The organism is Micromonospora sp. DT48, assembly GCF_049844495.1.
GTDB lineage: Bacteria > Actinomycetota > Actinomycetes > Mycobacteriales > Micromonosporaceae > Micromonospora.
Genome location: NZ_JBNCLE010000004.1, coordinates 426130 through 442820, shown reverse-complemented (window position 1 = coordinate 442820; position 16691 = coordinate 426130). Strand labels below are relative to the sequence as shown.

13 protein-coding genes are annotated in these 16691 nt (G+C 71.0%); 5 read left to right on the top strand and 8 right to left on the bottom strand.

The features are described from left to right. Positions 1-77: 77 nt before the first annotated feature. The gene (locus ACLQ2S_RS02800) at positions 78-1040 is read right to left on the bottom strand and encodes a GlxA family transcriptional regulator (RefSeq protein WP_155214364.1); all 963 of its coding nucleotides are present in this window, start codon (positions 1038-1040) and stop codon (positions 78-80) included. Positions 1041-1193: 153 nt separating this feature from the next. Here ACLQ2S_RS02800 and ACLQ2S_RS02795 point away from each other — a divergent pair, with 153 nt between their 5' ends. The 4 genes from ACLQ2S_RS02795 (at position 1194) to folE (ending at position 5081) form a co-directional block, all read left to right on the top strand. Then, positions 1194-1331, top strand: a complete 138-nt coding sequence (locus ACLQ2S_RS02795; protein WP_196222409.1) for a hypothetical protein — start codon at positions 1194-1196, stop codon at positions 1329-1331. Between the two features lie 98 nt (positions 1332-1429). After that, positions 1430-2005 carry a hypoxanthine phosphoribosyltransferase gene (gene hpt / locus ACLQ2S_RS02790; protein WP_155214365.1) on the top strand — a complete coding sequence of 192 codons (576 nt, stop codon included), beginning with the start codon at positions 1430-1432 and terminating at the stop codon, positions 2003-2005. 359 nt (positions 2006-2364) lie between these two features. Continuing rightward, on the top strand, positions 2365-4380 hold the full coding sequence (gene ftsH / locus ACLQ2S_RS02785) for an ATP-dependent zinc metalloprotease FtsH (protein WP_155214366.1): 2016 nt from the start codon (positions 2365-2367) through the stop codon (positions 4378-4380). Between the two features lie 38 nt (positions 4381-4418). Beyond that, complete coding sequence (gene folE, locus ACLQ2S_RS02780) at positions 4419-5081, top strand: GTP cyclohydrolase I FolE (RefSeq protein ID WP_155214367.1); 663 nt, start codon at positions 4419-4421, stop codon at positions 5079-5081. 10 nt (positions 5082-5091) lie between these two features. On the opposite strand, the gene ACLQ2S_RS02775 is transcribed toward folE, so the two are convergent. Both ACLQ2S_RS02775 and ACLQ2S_RS02770 read right to left on the bottom strand, forming a co-directional pair. After that, positions 5092-5799 (bottom strand): hypothetical protein, encoded by a 708-nt coding sequence (locus tag ACLQ2S_RS02775; protein ID WP_155214368.1) that lies wholly within the window; start codon positions 5797-5799, stop codon positions 5092-5094. Then, complete coding sequence (locus tag ACLQ2S_RS02770; protein WP_425701055.1) at positions 5796-8369, bottom strand: FtsK/SpoIIIE domain-containing protein; 2574 nt, start codon at positions 8367-8369, stop codon at positions 5796-5798. Before ACLQ2S_RS02770 ends, ACLQ2S_RS02775 begins: the two co-directional genes overlap by 4 nt. A gap of 198 nt (positions 8370-8567) precedes the next feature. Here ACLQ2S_RS02770 and ACLQ2S_RS02765 point away from each other — a divergent pair, with 198 nt between their 5' ends. Beyond that, positions 8568-9122: a hypothetical protein gene (locus tag ACLQ2S_RS02765; RefSeq protein ID WP_425701054.1), complete on the top strand. Its 555-nt coding sequence runs from the start codon at positions 8568-8570 to the stop codon at positions 9120-9122. Between the two features lie 7 nt (positions 9123-9129). On the opposite strand, the gene ACLQ2S_RS02760 is transcribed toward ACLQ2S_RS02765, so the two are convergent. The 5 genes from ACLQ2S_RS02760 to ACLQ2S_RS02740 are packed head-to-tail and all read right to left on the bottom strand — an operon-like array spanning position 9130 to position 16682. Beyond that, positions 9130-9723, bottom strand: coding sequence for a hypothetical protein (locus tag ACLQ2S_RS02760; RefSeq protein WP_155214371.1), 594 nt, complete (start codon positions 9721-9723; stop codon positions 9130-9132). Positions 9724-9736: 13 nt separating this feature from the next. Beyond that, on the bottom strand, positions 9737-10903 hold the full coding sequence (locus ACLQ2S_RS02755) for a M23 family metallopeptidase (protein ID WP_425701034.1): 1167 nt from the start codon (positions 10901-10903) through the stop codon (positions 9737-9739). Then, entirely contained in the window at positions 10896-11456 is a 561-nt protein-coding gene (locus ACLQ2S_RS02750; RefSeq protein WP_425701033.1) for a hypothetical protein, read from the bottom strand. Before ACLQ2S_RS02750 ends, ACLQ2S_RS02755 begins: the two co-directional genes overlap by 8 nt. Continuing rightward, positions 11453-13390 carry an MFS transporter gene (locus ACLQ2S_RS02745; protein WP_425701032.1) on the bottom strand — a complete coding sequence of 646 codons (1938 nt, stop codon included), beginning with the start codon at positions 13388-13390 and terminating at the stop codon, positions 11453-11455. Before ACLQ2S_RS02745 ends, ACLQ2S_RS02750 begins: the two co-directional genes overlap by 4 nt. Position 13391: 1 nt before the next feature. Continuing rightward, a complete protein-coding gene (locus tag ACLQ2S_RS02740) occupies positions 13392-16682 on the bottom strand; it encodes an ATP-binding protein (RefSeq protein ID WP_155214374.1) in 3291 nt (1096 codons plus the stop codon). Positions 16683-16691: the final 9 nt, after the last annotated feature.

Genomic DNA, 16691 nt, shown 5'->3' with positions numbered 1-16691 from the left:
CCACCCCCGGCAACCGCTGTACGCGCACCGTCGTGCAACCGCTCGCCACGGCGCCGCCGGCGGCTGCTGACCTCCGGTCAGCCGGTGAGAGCGCGGTCGCGGAAGGTGGCCCGGTACGCCTGCGGAGTGGCGCCGACCCGGCGGGTGAAGTGGTGGCGTAGGGCGGCGGCGTCGCCGAAGCCGGCCCGGTCGGCCACCGCCTCCACCGTGAGCGCGGTGTCCTCCAACAGTCGGCGGGCCAGCAGTACGCGCTGGTTGGTCAGCCAGTCGTGCGGCGTGGTGCCCGTCTCGGCACGGAACCGGCGGGCGAACGTCCGTGGTGCCATCCCGGCCCGAGCCGCCAGCTCGTCGACGGTGATCTGCCGGTCCAGGTGGCCCATCAGCCATTCCAGCACCGGCTCCAGCGTGGGTGCCTGTGGCGCCTTCGGGATCGGTGCCTCGATGTACTGGGCCTGTCCGCCGTCGCGGTGCGGAGGCACCACCATCCGTCGGGCGAGCCGGGTGGCGATGGCCGAGCCGTGCTCCTGGCGTACCAGGTGCAGGCAGGCGTCGATACCGGCGGCGGTGCCCGCGCTGGTGAGCAGGCGGCCGTCCTGCACGTAGAGCGAGTTGCAGCGCACCCGGGCGCTCGGGTGACGGCGCTGCAACTCGTCGACGTGCCGCCAGTGGGTGGTGCACTCCCGCCCGTCGAGTAGCCCCGCCTCACCCAGCAGGTACGCCCCGGCACAGACGCTGAACAGGTACGCGCCCCGGTCGGCGGCCCGGCGTAGCGCTGCGTGGACCTCGGTGGGGGCGGTGGTGGTGGCGGCGTGGGCGGGCACGGCCACCAGGTCCGCTTCATCCAGCGGAGCCAGGTCGGCGGTGGGCACCACATGGAAGCCGGCGGAGGTGCGTACCGGGGTCTGTCGAGGTCCACACACGTCGAAGCGGTAACCGGGCAGCCCGTCGGCGGTGCGGTCGGTGCCGAACACCTCCGCGAGTACGCCGAGTTCGAACGGGGCGACCCCGTCCAGGACGAGTACGGCCACCGAGCGAAGCATGGTGACGAGGGTAACCCCGGTAGTGGCAGGAAATCGAGGATGTATGGCATTCCTGCCACTGTTCGGTGGCTGGCGGGGTGCGCAGACTGGTAGCTGTCCGGTGCGCACCGGCGGCGATCCGACCTCCGCAGCAGCCAGAAAGCGAGCGCCGCCATGGGTTTCCTGTTTTTCCTGCTCTTCTTCCTGTCCCTCGCACTCCTGTCCGCCCTGGGGTTGACCGCCGACAGCCGTGACTCCGCGGACTGGAAGCCCTCTGACGGGGGTCGTAGACGGCAGCCCTACCCGCACTGAGTCGAATGTTCCCTTAGTCCGGAATTACCTGGGCGGGGTCGCCCCGAAACCGGCGGCCCCGCCGACGGCGAACCCGGGGCGTACGGCAGGCTAGGGTCATGGCTGACGGCTCCTGGTACGACGCCGATATCGACCACGTGATCATCTCCGAGGCGCAGATCCGTGAGAAGACCGCGGAACTGGCCAAGCAGGTCTCTGCGGACTACGCCCACGTCTCCGACGGGTTACTGCTCGTCTGCGTGCTCAAGGGCGCGGTCATGTTCATGGCCGACTTCGCCCGGGCGCTGGGCCGGTACGGGCCCCCGGCCGAGCTGGACTTCATGGCGATCTCCTCGTACGGACAGGGCACCACCTCCTCCGGCGTGGTGCGCATCCTCAAGGACCTCGACCGGGACATCGCCGGGCGGCACGTCGTCGTCGTGGAGGACATCGTCGACACCGGGCTGACCCTGTCCTGGCTGCTGCGCTACCTGGAGTCCCGGTCGGCGGCGAGCGTCGAGGTGGTCGCCCTGTTCCGCAAGCCCGACGCGGTCAAGGTGACCGTGCCGGTCAAGTACGTGGGCTTCGACATCCCGACCGAGTTCGTCGTCGGGTACGGGCTCGACTTCGGTGAGCGTTACCGGGAGCTGCCGTACGTGGGGGTGCTCAAACCCGAGGTCTACGCTCGTTCCTGACCCGACGCGTCGCGGCGGCACCCGGTGGTCGGCGACCGCCGACCACCGACGTCTCGGCCGTGCCCACCCGGCATTCAGCCGCCTTTCAGCTGGTCGGACTACCTTTGACGCCGGTGACCCGACGATCCGACTTCGGGACACGCCGGCTGACATCCGGTTCGCCGTGCGCGTAAGTGCTGGGCTCGCCAGCTCATATCGGTCGCGCACGGTGTACCGTCGAATGACCGTGGCGCGGCAATCGCGTCCCGGGGTCGAGGCCGGCCCGCACGGCGGCTCCGGCAGCCGCCCAGGCGGCGACACCCACAGTCGGTCAGGACGTCGATCAGGAGGATGCGGGCGTCTCGGCGCTCGACAACAGCATGGAACGTACGCGTTTCTTCCGCCGACCGGTGTTCTGGGTCATCCTGGTCATCCTCGGCGCCGTCGTGCTCAGTCAGTTGTTCACCGGTGGACCCAGCTATCACCGGGTGGACACGTCCGTCGCGCTCGACCAGCTCAACAAGGGCGGTATCGAGAAGGTCGTCTTCCAGGACAAGGAACAGACGATCCAGCTTGAGCTGGCCGAGGAGACCGAGTTCGGCGATACCACCACGAAGCTGATCGAGGCCCAGTTCCCCTACGAGGTCGGCGACGAGGTCTGGAACCAGGTCCTCGACGCCAAGGCCAACAACCGGGTGACCGGGCCGGCCGACACCGAGGTGTCATCCGACAGCATCTGGGTCAGCCTGCTGGTCAACCTGCTTCCCATCGTGCTGCTCGTGCTGCTGCTGCTGTTCTTCATGTCGCAGATGCAGGGCGGCGGCTCCCGGGTGCTCAACTTCGGCAAGTCCAAGGCGAAGATGATCACCAAGGACACGCCGAAGACGACGTTCGCGGACGTGGCCGGCTCCGAGGAGGCCGTCGAGGAGCTGCACGAGATCAAGGACTTCCTGCAGAACCCGGCGAAGTACCAGGCGCTCGGCGCGAAGATCCCGAAGGGTGTGCTCCTCTTCGGCCCGCCCGGTACCGGTAAGACGCTGCTCGCTCGCGCGGTGGCCGGCGAGGCCGGGGTGCCGTTCTACTCGATCTCCGGTTCCGACTTCGTGGAGATGTTCGTCGGTGTCGGGGCCAGCCGGGTCCGTGACCTGTTCGAACAGGCCAAGGCAAACGCTCCCGCGATCGTCTTCGTCGACGAGATCGACGCCGTCGGCCGGCACCGTGGCGCCGGCATGGGTGGTGGCCACGACGAGCGCGAGCAGACCCTGAACCAGCTCCTCGTCGAGATGGACGGCTTCGACGTCAAGGGCGGCGTCATCCTGATCGCCGCCACCAACCGGCCGGACATCCTCGACCCGGCGCTGCTGCGTCCGGGCCGGTTCGACCGGCAGATCCCGGTCGACGCCCCCGACATGGAGGGCCGCAAGGCGATCCTGCGGGTGCACGCCAAGGGCAAGCCGTTCACGCCCGACGTCGACCTCGACTCGGTGGCCAAGCGGACGCCGGGCTTCAGCGGTGCCGACCTGGCCAACGTGATCAACGAAGCGGCGCTGCTGACCGCCCGTAAGGATGAGCGGGCCATCTCCAACGAGTCGCTCGAGGAGTCGATCGACCGCGTGATCGCCGGCCCGCAGCGGCGCACCCGGGTGATGAGTGACCAGGAGAAGAAGATCACCGCGTACCACGAGGGTGGACACGCGCTGGTCGCCTGGGCACTCCCGCACGCCGCACCGGTGCACAAGGTGACGATCCTGTCCCGTGGCCGCTCCCTGGGCCACACCCTGGTGCTGCCCACGGAGGACAAGTACACCCAGACCCGCGCCGAGATGATCGACACTCTGGCGTACGCGCTGGGTGGCCGGGCCGCCGAGGAACTCGTCTTCCACGAGCCCACCACCGGTGCCGGCAACGACATCGAGAAAGCCACCCAGCTGGCCCGAGCGATGATCACCCAGTACGGCATGAGCTCCAAGCTCGGTGCCATCAAGTACGGCACCAGCGGCGACGAGCCCTTCCTCGGCCGCAACATGGGCCACGAGCGGGACTACTCCGACGCGGTCGCCGCCGAGATCGACGGCGAGATGCGGGCCCTGATCGAACTCGCCCACGACGAAGCCTGGGAGATCCTGGTCGAGTACCGGGACGTCCTGGACAACATCGTGCTCGAACTGATGGAGAAGGAGACGCTCTCCACCGCCGACATGGCCCGGATCTGTGCCCGAGTGGTGAAGCGGCCACCGATGGCTCCGTACAACGGCTTCGGCAAGCGGCAGCCCTCCACCGAGCCGCCCGTGCTCACCCCGGCGGAGAAGGACGCGCTCAAGGTGCAGGCAGAAGCCGACGGCGCCGAGGCGACCGTGGGAGGCGGCAGCTCCAACAACTCGGACGGTTCGCACTGAGCACCGACGACACGGCGGCCAGTTCCCCCCAGCGGGGACTGGCCGCCTCCGCCACCGAACCCGACACCGACCGTCTCGACTACATCGCCGCGCGGCTGGTCAACGGCCGGCTCACCGGGCGCCCCGTCGAGGACGCCGTGGACCTCGCCCGGATCGAGAAGGCGGTCCGCGAGATCCTCATCGCGGTCGGCGAGGACCCGGACCGTGACGGCCTCCAGCAGACCCCGGCCCGGGTCGCCCGGGCGTACGCGGAACTCTTCGCCGGCCTCCGCGTCGACCCGGCCACCGTGCTCACCACCACCTTCGAGGCCAACCACGAAGAACTGGTGCTGGTCCGCGACATCGACGTGATGAGCCTCTGCGAGCACCACCTGCTGCCGTTCCGGGGCAGTGCCCACATCGGCTACATCCCCGGCCCCGACGGTCGGATCACCGGGCTGTCCAAACTGGCCCGGCTGGTCGAGGTATTCGCCCGCCGACCCCAGGTGCAGGAGCGACTCACCTCGCAGATCGCGGATCTGCTGATGACGCGGCTGGAACCACGCGGTGTGGTCGTCGTCCTCGAATGCGAACACATGTGCATGGCGATGCGGGGCATCCAGAAATCCGGGGCCAAGACGATCACCTCGGCGGTGCGCGGCACCTTGCAACGGGACGCCAAGTCCCGGGCCGAGGCGATGGCTCTGATCATCCCCCGCTGAACGGGGGCGATCAGGACGCCAGCAGCGCCAGCACGATCCCCGCGTTGACCACCACGGCCGGGAGCAGACAGGCCAGCGCGCCGAACCGTGGCGTACGGTCCACCCGCTGCCCCGGACCGGGTGGGAAGCACCGGCCCACCGCGAGCCAACCCAGGCCGAACGCGACCGCCGGCGCGGGCAAGCCCACCAACAGCGCCAGCGCGGTCACCGCGCCGGTGCCGGTCAGCAGGTACACCACCACCAGGAGCACCGGGACGAGCAGCCCCAGCGGTCCGTACACCAGCAGGTTGCGGGGGCGGGCCGGCCAGTGCGCGATCCGGGACAGGCCGCGAGCGGCGAGGACATCGTCCGCGCCGACCGCCCACCGCCGTGCCTCCCCCAGAGCCGTCAACACCGCCGCCGGGCCGCCGCTCATCGACCGCGCCGCCTCCGCCAACTCCGGCGGCGTCGGCGTCAGCGAGATCGGGGGTACGCCCAGCTCACGTAGCCGGGTCTCCTGCGGTGCCAACCGGGTACGTACCCCGGCCAACTCCTCCCGAGCGGCCTGCACCGCGCGGGCCTGCTCGCCCGCGGCGGTCGCCGCGCCCCGCCGTACCCCGTCGAGCTGACGGGCGGCGGCCAAGTAGTCGGTCCACGCGACCCGGACCGGATCTCCCGGCGGGCCGGTCCGTTGCCGGACCGGCCCGGCAGCCGTGACCGGCGAATCGTCCACAGTCATTCGGGCTCCCCTGCGGAGCTGGCCGGTACGTCGTAGGGCACCAGCACCACACCACGCTCTCCCGGCCCGTCCCAGAGCACCACCCGATCGGGTCGGGGCCGCCACTCGACCGGGCGACCGAACACCGGGGTGAGCTGCGCTCCCGGCACACCCGCCACCGCCACGGCGGTCAACTTGTCCACCGTCTCGTCCGGCTCCACGAGCGTCGCGAACGACGGCACCGTACGCCACCAACCGAGCAGATGCTGCCCGGCCGGTGGCCCGTCGCGCAGCAGGGCCCGCAGCCGGGCCGGGGGCAGCTCATCGACCGGCGCCACGTCCAGCCCGAAGACCACCAGGTAGACCGGCTCACCGGCGTCCGCCACGGCGACCAGTCCGGCCAGATCCACCAGGTCGACCCGGTGGCGTTCGGCCAACTCCCCGGCGAGGGCATCGGCCCACTGCGCTGCCTCGGCATCCGGTGCGGCCACCACGAACCGTGCCGTGCCCGCCGGGTGGTGAGCGGCCGTGCTGCGAGCGGCAGTCACCAGCAGTCGGCACGCGGCAGGCCGTGGACCGAGAACCGCGAGGTTGCGGCCCGCCGCCGGTCCGAAGGGCACCGCCGCGGTGCTGCGCGCGACATCCACCGCCCGCCCGAGCAGCGCGGCCGGCGCGAGCGACTGCCCGGCCACCGCCGCCCGGTAGCGGGGATCGTTGCGCAGCAGCGGGCGCGCGTACCCGGCGAAGACGGTAGGTGGCGTCGCCTTCGGTGGGCGGGCCGCCCAGAGCCGGTGGCGCAACTCGGCCACGGCCTCCGGTTCGTCCGCCGGATCGGGAAACCGAACCATCCGTTCATGACCACGGATCGCTCCCCGTGGCCCGCCAAGGCCGCCCGCCGTGTTCACCACCGCGCTGCCCACCGGCAGACCGGCTGCGGCATCGTTGGTCGGCTCCAGCACCGCACCGCCGCCAGGCAGCGCTACCCGTACCGGGAACTGGCCCAGCAGCGAATCCCGCTGGCCGCTGTCCGAACGGGTGCCCAGGCCAAGATCACCCTCGCCGCTCAGCACCAGGTGGACACCGTACGTCCGGCCGGTCCGGGCCAGCGTGTCCAACCGGACGGTCACCTCGGCGGCCAGCCGGTCCCGTTCGGCGAAGAGCACCGGCAGGTTCTCCAGTACGCAGACCACCCGGGGGAGCGCGCGGTGACCGCGCAACTCCGCGAAACGTTGCCCACCCGCCCGCGCCGACGCCTCCGCCCGCCGCTGCACCTCGGCCGTCAACTGCTCCAACAGGTCCAGTACGTACTCCCGGTCGGCGGCCATCGCGGCGGCCCGGACCTGTGGGATCCAGGACCGGTCCCGCTCGGTCTGTAGGAACTCCGCAAAGGACTCGCCGTCGCCGAGATCCGCCAGATACAGCGCCAACTCGTCCGGGCCGTACCGGGCGACGAGGGTGAGCAACACCGTGGTCAGGAAGGTGGCCCGGCAGCCCCGCGACCGACCGCCCACCAGCCAGTGCGGAGTCAGCTCGGTGAAGCCGAGCGACACCGGTCGCCCGCCGGCATCGCCGACGGTGATGCTCAGTCCGTCCGTCCCGGTCGCCTGCCACAGCTCGTCCGGCGACAGTTCGTCCGCCGGTGGCAGCAGGTGCGAAAGGGACAGCCGACTGCCGGCCTCGATCTGGGCGGCGATCCTGCGGCACACGGTGTCGACCAGGTCGGCCGACGGATCCGGGTCGACGAAGACGGGAGAGTTCAGCCCACCATCGGTACCGCCACCGGCGAACGCCGCACCCGGCGGGTCACCGAGCAACGCGTACGCGGTCCGCATAGCCAGCGGTGTGGCCCTGGGCGGCGCGGCCCGACCGGTCGGCGGCCACCCCGCCACCACCAGGTGCAGCCCGGCCGCCGGCCCCTGCTCGGCGAGCGCCTCGATCCGCGCCAGGTCGCTCGGCCGGTGCGGTTCGGGGAGCGCGGCCAACACCAGCAGCAGCGAGCGGTCGTGCCGGCGGGGGCCGGCGGATTCCGGCGCCACCCATCGCTCCGCCTCCGCCAGCACCGCTTGCAGCCCGTCGGCGTCCGTGGCCGGCGGAGCCAGCACCCCGGCGTCACCGAGCGCCGCGAACGGCGCCAGCGCCACACCCGTCGCATCCACCGTCCGAACCAGCAGCGCCCCCGCCGGTGTCGCCGCCAGCACTCGCAGCAGTACGGCCCGCAGCAGCCCGGCGACCCGTGGATCGTGCGCGTCGGCATCCACCACGAGGTGACCGCTGCCGAACATCGGCACCAGCGCCGGGAACCGGGCATCGTCCAGCGGGGCTGCGGTGCCCACCCGGACGAACGGCGGTGGTCCCTCCCCGGCGGGATGCGCCGGGGCGACCTCGTCCAGCGTGGACCCGGCCCAACCGGGGGCGAGGACGGTGGCGGCGTCACGCAGCCGCTCGGCCAACGCGTACTGACGGCGTTGGTCTGCCGGCGCGGGCCGGGTTTCGTCGAGGATCGTCGTCGCCGCCGTGACCGTCGCGGCAGCTCGGCGGTGCAGCGCGGCGGCGCGGAGCGTCCGTGCCTTCGGACCGCCCACCGTGTCCACCTCCTCCGCCCGAGGTCGGCACCCACTCGCCGGGCAGCACCGACGGTATCCCAGCGAAGGCTCCACCTCCGGGATGCGCGTCGGTGCTGCGTCGTTGTTGTCGCGGATCTCACCCATCGGCAGGGTTCCGTCACGATCTGCCGAATCTGAGGCATTGGGTCCTGGGCCGCCAGCCGATAGCCTCAGGGGGTGGAATCAGTGCCGCCCTCCGCCGGTTCCCAGGTCTCCCGCGTACCGGCGCAGAGGACCCCGCCGGAGGAACTGGCGCCGCCTGCGGTCGCGCCGGCTCCACGCCGGCCCCGGCAACGCCTGCGTACGGTACTGACCGTGATCGCCGCGGTGGCCGCGGCACTGTGCCTGGCTGGCGGGGTGGTCGGCTACCTCGTCTACGACCGCGCCACCACCCCCGACCGCAGCACTCCTGCCGTAGTTGTGGACAACTATCTGCGTGCCTACCTGGTTGATCGAAACGACGTTCGTGCGAGCCTCTTTAGATGCGACGGCGTAGCCGATTTCGAGACGCTTCGGCGGCTTAGGGGCGACTTAGCCGCCCGAGAGAAGCGGTTCGGCACGACCATATGGGTTAGCTGGGAGAAGTTCCAGGTGAATCAGATCGACGACAACGCTGAGGTGCGCGTCGACCTGACGTTCTCGGCACAGGTGGATGGCATTCGACAGAGTGATAGGCAGTCGTGGATCTTTACCACCCAACTGGATGCAGACTGGCGAATCTGCTCCGCCACTGCCGTTTAATTAGTACTCACTCCACCCAGAGCACGTGTACCGGGACCTCCAGAGTGGTCGGCGACTGGCCGCGCCAGGCCCAGCGGTACCACTCCACCTCCGGGGTGACCCGAACGCAGATGTCGCCCTCGGCACCTGAGTAGGTTTCGGTGACGGCGCGCAGATCGCGGTGCTCGACGGAACCGACCATGTGCACAACTCGCCGCCCGGTAACCGAGTCGGCCTCGAAGACCGGCGTCGGTGCCCGATGGGCGGGGGCATCCAGCGAGACGAGCCGCAGGCTGCTGTCCGTCGTCGCCGGGTCCGGCCGGCCGACCGTTTCGACCCAGACCCGTTCGACCGGCACCAGTGGGGCGAACACCTCGACCTGCTCTGACTCGGCGCGGTACCACTCGTGTTCTGGAATGACCGGAACGTAGGTGCGGCTGTTCTGCACCACCCGGTCGTCAGCCCGCAGGTCGGCCCGCCAGCCCATCCCGGGCAGCCCGACCAGGACCCGTCGACCGCGTAGCTCGACGCTTCCTGCGGCGGGAACGATCTCGATCGGGCGAGGCGGCTGTGGAGCCCAGTCGGGCTGGTCGGCGAAGGGGTCGGGAAGCGGTTCGGTCATGACGGTCCGGGGTTCACCCGGCGCCCTTCAACGGCGCGCCCCTCGACCGCATGAACGGCACCGGATCGATGGCACTCCGGCTACTGCGGTCACCGTCGACGTGCACCTCGAAATGCAGGTGTGGCCCGGAGGAGTTGCCGCTGCTGCCCACTTCGCCGATCACCTCACCAGCCTGCACCGTGTCACCCACGGCTACCCGGGGACGACTCACCAGGTGACAGTAGCGGGTGACGATCCCCTGGGCATGGAGCACGTCGACGAACCAGCCGCAGCCCCCCTTGCCGGGCCAACCGTCCACGTCACAGCTGAGCCGCCCGCGCCGGTCGGGATCGCAGCGGGAGACCAGCACCCGGCCGGTCGCCGCAGCCCTGATCAAGGTGCCCTTCGGGGCGGCGATGTCCACACCGTTGTGTCCGGGCCGACTGGCGGTCCGGAATCCGGAGCCGACCCCGCCAGGAATCGGCGCGGTCCAACCGGAGGCGGCGATCTCGCCACCCTCGGCGGCGTCGCACACCGCTTGTCCCGCGATCAGCGCGGTCCGCGCCGCACCCCCGGCCAGCGCGTTCACGATCTGGGCGGCGAGTTCCTCGTGCTTGGCGTACGCGTCCGGAAAGGCGCTGATCTGGACCCGCTGGGCGGCCACGGTCAGCGGTAGTTTCTCCCAGCCGGGCACGTCGAGGAGCTTCTCGTAGAACTTGCGGGAGGCGTACTCGGGGTTCATCCGCTGGGCGACCGTGCCCCACGAGGCACGTTGCTGGAAGAGCCCGACGGAGTCGTGATCGGCCCCGATACCCTCGTTCGGAAGGTCCTGCGACTCGCCGACCGTACTGTTGGCCAGGTTGAGCAGCCGCGATTCCTGCATCGCGGTGGCCACCGCGATCACCCAACCCCGCGGCGGCACCTTCATCTCCTGGCCGACCTTGATGATCACGGCGGCGTTCCTCAGCTGGCGTTGTCCGTACTCAGCGAAGCGCGGCATCTTGCCGGTCACGTCGACCTGGAAATCGCCGGTGCACTCCATGCTGGCCGGGGTGAACTGCTCGGCGGCATCGCCACCCAGTTCGGTGAGGAAGAACGCGGCGGTGCCGCCGGTGCAGCAGAGCAGCGCCAGCATCGCGGAGAGCGCCGCTGCGAGGGCACCGGTCCGGACCCGCCGAAGGGGACGGCTGCGCTCACTCATCCCTACTCCAGTCCACCGCGTCCACCAGCCAGCGCCCGTCGGGTGCCAGCAGTTCGAGGCGGAGTCGACCGCCGTCGAGCGGGATCGTCGCCTCCACGATGGTCTCTCCGCGTGGACGGATCGTCACCTCGCCGGTGACCGCACCAGCGGACGAGCCGACCGGTTCGGCACCGGAGAGCTTCTCGGCGAGATTGGCGGTAGCGAGCGGACGCAGCGCGTCGTGCCAGTCCGCGACGGCTTGGCCCGGGTGGCCGAGCCAGGCGACGGCGAAGCGTTCGGCGACCAGTTTCGGGGCCGGCTGGCCCGGCCGGGTGACCGGAGAGGGCGTCGTGGTGGTGGAGATCGCGCCGTCGTCACCGGTGGTCGGATGCACCGTGGTGATCGGGTCGGTCGGGCGATTGCTCAGCCCCGCCGCCGGATCGGCGGGGCCGGCCGCCAACCTGGCCCCCCCGACCACCCCGAGCACCAGCACGGCGATGCCGAGTGCGACACCCAGCCGGGACCGCAGCAACCGCAGGAACAGGAATTCGACCGCTCGACGCACGACGGTCACCTAGCCTCGGAGCGGACCCGCGGTGCCGGTCTCTCGGGGGTGCGTTCAGCCGACCCGGGGCGGTAGATGACGTACGAGGGGTTCTCGTCCGGCACATCGGGCTCGGTCCAGGAGGCCGGCTGTCGGCGGCGAGGTCTGGGCGCGGCAGTCTGCTTGGGGCGCTGATCCTCGGCCGGAGTGTCGATGCCGTCGGCCGCGCGGCCGTCCGCTCGCTTCGCGGCGGCGGGGGCGTCGCTGGGTACCGGGTCCGGACGTGCCTCCGGACGCACCTTCGGCTGCTCCGCCGCGAGCGCTCGACGCCGTCCGACGCTGGGCTCGGCGGTGCCACCGGGCTCGGCGACGTCGAGCCGGGCGGCGGTGCGCATGTCCCGGAAGAACCGGCGGTGCCAGGAGCCTGCCGAGCTGACCGCCTCGCTGCTGTCCTTGCCGCCGAGTTGGGTGATCCGGCGGTAGGGACGCAGCAACAGCCAGCCGACCACCCCGCAGAGCCAGACCAGCACCACCTGTAGCCAGCCGGGGAGGGTGGCCGTGCTCATGATGAGGTCGACCGCGAAGAGGTAGATGGCCGCGCCGGTACCGAAGATCGCGATGTTGAACAGCGCCGCCACCACCGCGTTGCCCAGCCGGCGCAAACCGGCGCTGGCCGGGCGGAGCAGCCCGATGGTGCCCAGGATCGGTGCCGCGATCACCGCCCACCGGAAGATCAGGAAACCGAGCAGCACCAGCAGTGACGCGGTGAGGTCGAACATCGCGAAGAGCAGGGCGGCGAGCACCGCGATGAACCCGGCACCCACCCGGTCCATGTCCCGGACGCCCTGCAGATACTCGAAGGCCTCCGGGTCCTCCCGCTCGACCTGCGCGGCAACCGTCATCCACTGTTGCTTCTTCGCGCTGATAGTGGCCTCGCGGGTTTCGGGGCTGGTCCGAATCTTCTCGGCCTCTCCCCAGGAAAGCGACTTTGCGTCATAAAGCGCGGGGCCATACTTCTTGGCCGTTTCGCTGTCGGCCGAGCCGAGCACCCCGCGCAGCCAGTTCCGGTAGAGCATCGCCTCGGCGGCCGTGTCACTGGCCCGGACTGCGGGCGGGCGCTTGTCCGTGCAGGCGTCCGGATTGGGCATCGCGCACCGGTCCGGTGGCACGTCCTTGGCCGCCGGGCCCACGGCGTCGTGCACGACGCCGAGCGTGGAGACGAGGGCGCCGTCGGCGAGGTTCGCGGACTTGACCGGCCAGGCGGCCAGCGCGGTCACCGCCACCATCACCACCAACGCCCACCCCGCAGTGGTCATCGCGCTGCTCATGTCCGACTGCCGTGAACGCCAGAGCAGGTAGAGCCCGACGACGCAGAGCGTGACGATGCCGAAGACGCTGAACACCTTCTGGTAGATCGCCTTGGTGGCCTGGTCCACCAGCGGATCCGCCCACCCCCACATGGTGCCCGGATCCCAGGCGCGTTCCCGCAGGGCGTTCGAGGCGCCGACGATCGCCGTGGCCATCATGAACTCGCCGTTGGCGATGGTGTTGGTGAACTTGTAGTCCGGGTGCAGCAGGGTGGTGGCGCAGCCGGATTCAACCTTGTAAGTGCTGTAGCTGTAACCGGCGTAGCCGTAGTTCGTGTAGTAGCCCTTCGGGCCCCTCAGTTCCGAGGCCTCCGGGCGAGATGCGAACCAGCCAGCGATGCCGGAGTCGGGAGCGGTGGGTGTCGGCGGGTTCAGGCAGGTGGCCTCTGACTCCGCTACCTGCTGTAGCTTGGCGACACAGGCGCGGAAGTCGGCCTTCCACTCCTCGGTCGTGCAGAGTTCGGCAGCCGCGGCCTGGTACGCGGCAGGAGCCGCGTACGCCGGTGTGGCTGTGAGCCCGGGCCAGCTGATCGTGGCTGCGGCGAGGACGCCGAGTGCCAGGAGGAGCGCCGTGATCCGTGCCCGGGCCCTCGCCATGTCACGCCTCCAGGTCAGGCAGCATGTTCGGCAGCACCCCTGCGGCGGCGGCGATGGCGGCGGGGGTGGTGTCGAGGTGGTCCAGCAGTCCATCCACGTAGGAGACGTCGACCCGGACCTTCTGGACCCGGCCGTCGACGTCGCGCATCACGAATTCTCGGAACCCGAGCCGGTTGGCCGAGGTCGCGTCGGCGGAGGAGAGGGAGGCGAGGGTGGCCTCGTACCCGTCGTCGACCGGTACGCGCAGCAGGCGCAGCGCCTCGCTGGCGATCTCGGCGTCTTCGGCGATGCGGCCGACGAACACGGTGGAGACGAGGTTCTGGACGTCGAGGCCGAGGATGTCCCGGGGGTTCTGCGAGGCGACCAGCGCGGCGAGGTTCCACTTGCGGGAGTCGCGGGCAAGCCGGACCAGGAAGGATCGGCCGGAGCGCCAGCCCTCCATGAAGTGCGCCTCGTCCAGGCCGACCAGTTTCCGCGAGGCCATCGAGCCGCCGTAGCAGCGGCGGACGGCCAGCCGGTGTGCGGTGTGCAGCATCGGCAGCGCGAGCGCCTCCTCGGCCGACCAGTACTCGCGTTCGATCTTGAGGTCGGGCAGTCGCAGACCGGCCATGGTGATCACGGTGAGCGCCGCGTCCGGGCCGAGCAGTCCGTCCGGTGGGCGACCGAAGAAGAGCATCGCCAGCGGCATCTCGGCGGTGTCCAGCAGCAGGTTGGCCAGTTCCCGTCCGGCGTCGTCGTCGAGTTGGCCGAGGCAGGTGACCACGTCGTCCAGGGTGGAGGTCTCCTCGGCGGGCACCTGACGCACGGCGTGCCGGAACAGCGTGGCGGTGGAGGCTTCCCGCGCGACCTGCGGCGGCACCAGCATCATGCAGATGTCCTGCACCAGCATCCGTCGTTCGGCGCGGGCGTTGGAAACCGCGATCTCGAACTCTCGGTCGCCTGCGGCCCCGGCGACGAACTCGCTGCGCAGCGGTGTCGGGATCAGCGAGTACGGCGCGAGGGTGCCGTGTTCGGAGCCGGTCAGGTTCAGCACCCGCGAGTACGGCCGAAGTTCCGGCATCGCACAGAGCCGGGCCAACGGGCCGGAGGGGTCGAGCAGGGTCACCTGCACGCCACGACGGGCGGCCAGGTAGCCCAGCGCACCGAGCAGGGTGGACTTGCCGCCACCGGGCTCGGCGACGAAGACGGCCAGGCCGGAACGCTCACGCACCTCCATGGGGAAGTGCAGGTCGAGGAAGACCGGGCGACGGCAGGTGCCGGCGGTACGACCGATCAGGTCACCGCGTCGGTCACCTACTGTGGAGGCGGCCTGCGGCAGGGCCGCCGCGAGCAGGTTGACCGGCATCCTGCGTACGTAGCCGGTGTTGGCGATCGGCTCGCCGGGGATGAACTCGCGGGCCAGCCAGTCCTGGTTCTTCGGATGTTGCAGGGAGATGCGCAGTTCGCGGGAGTAGAGCTGGATGAGGCGGCGGGCCCGCTCCAGGCACTCTTCCCGGGTGCGACCGCCGACCGCGATCCGGTGCCACCCGTGGGCGCGGGCCGAGTCGACCGGCAGCCCGGTGGTCATCTCGTCGCCGATCACCAGGGCCCGCTTGGCGAGTCGCTCCAACTCGGGCGGGGCGTCGATTCCGTGTTCGGCGTAGTCCAGCTGTTGTGAGCGGATCATCCGGAGCCGGTGTTCCAGGTTGCGGAAGGAGTCGCCGGAACCGAGGATGTCGACCCGGGTGGAGAGCTCCATCGGCCAGGGCAGCCGCTCGTGGAAGTGCAGCCAGGGCTCGTGCCGCTCGGGGATTTCGAGTGGCTCCATCCGGCCCACGGCGAGCACCGCGACGTGCCGCTCCTCGCCGGTCATCCGGTGGACCAGCTTGACCGTGGAGCCGTACGGCGTGCGGTATCGCTCGACCTGTTCGGTGAGGGCGAGCAGGTCGCCGCGTTCCCAGCGCCCGTCGGTGATGGGGGAAAGCGTGCCGGGCGGCGCCATGCAGAGCGCCACCGAGCGGTAGAGCAACCATTCCAGCTCGTGTGCGGTGACCCGGCGCCCGCGCATGCCGAACGCGCCGAGCACCTCGTCGAACTGTTCGACGGTACGGCCGAGTTTGCGCCGTTCGGCGTCGGCGACGCCGCGGCCGAAGGTGCGCAGCAGCCGCTCGGTGAGCGAGTCGCCGAGCGATCGTCGGGCGAAGGTGACTCCGAGGTAGGTCTGCCCCTCGGCGTGATTGACCGAGAGCAGGTGTCGTTGGGCCGCGACCAGGTGGTCGGCCCAGCCGGGTGTGCCCGGGACGTCGGGCAGGGGCGCGGCGGTGTTCGCGTCGATGGTGCGGGCCCACTCGTCGGCTGGGAAGGGCCGGGTGGTCCGGCGCAGGTGCAGCCGGAAGCCGGCCAGGCCCGCGTACTGCTCGGAGATGGCCGAGAGCAACGCCTCGCGTTCCGCGTCGGGGCGGAAGGCCCACCGCACCTCGGGCAGCCAGTACCAGGCGGTGACCGTGTTGGGAGTGAAGGTCAGGTGACCGGCGATCTCGGTGATGGCGAGTTCGACGGCGGGGTCCCGGTCGCCGAACTTGATCTTCGGGGGCCGGACGCGGACCGGCTTGATCGGTCGGTCGGAGCGCTCCACGGTGCGCTGCCGGGGGGCGGTGCGGGTGGCCGGCGGCGCGACCCGCCGTGGGGCCCGGGTATCGGCCTCGGCGTGGGTCGGGTCGTTCTCCCGGACCCGGCGGCTCTCCCGGACCGGCGGGTCGTTGCCGGCCGGGCGGTCGTCGGCGGGTGGGCGGGCGTTCGGCAACCGGTCACCGGCGGGTGGTGTCACCCGGGTGGGAGCCGGCGGCCGGTCGGTGGCCGCCACCGCGTCGTCGACCACGCGGACCGGTGGCGCGGTCGGGGTGGCGTTGGCCGGTCGCGGCGGTGCCGGTGGCGGCGTGGCGCGCTGCGGCGTCGGTGCGGACGGTGGCGTGGGGGCCGGCTGTTGCGGCAGGGCCCGCGCGGAAAGCCCGGTGCCCCGCTGGGCGGATCCGGGCCGGGAGTACGCGCCGCCGAACAGGTCGAGGAACGGAGAGTCGATGTCCGCACCGTCCCGACTGGCCGCGGTGGGTTCGACCGGAACCGCCCGGCGTTGCGGCGGGCGGGGCGCCTGGAAAACTCCGACGCTGCCGTGACCCGGGGTGGTGGCGAGCGCCGGGTCCAAGGTGGCTTCGTCCAGCTCGCCGGATTCTGGGTAGTCGAATGAACGCGCACGGTTACCGTGTGGTGCGGCCGGACGTCCGGCCGGGGATCCCGGCGTGGTGGAGCGGCTCATGCGACCGCC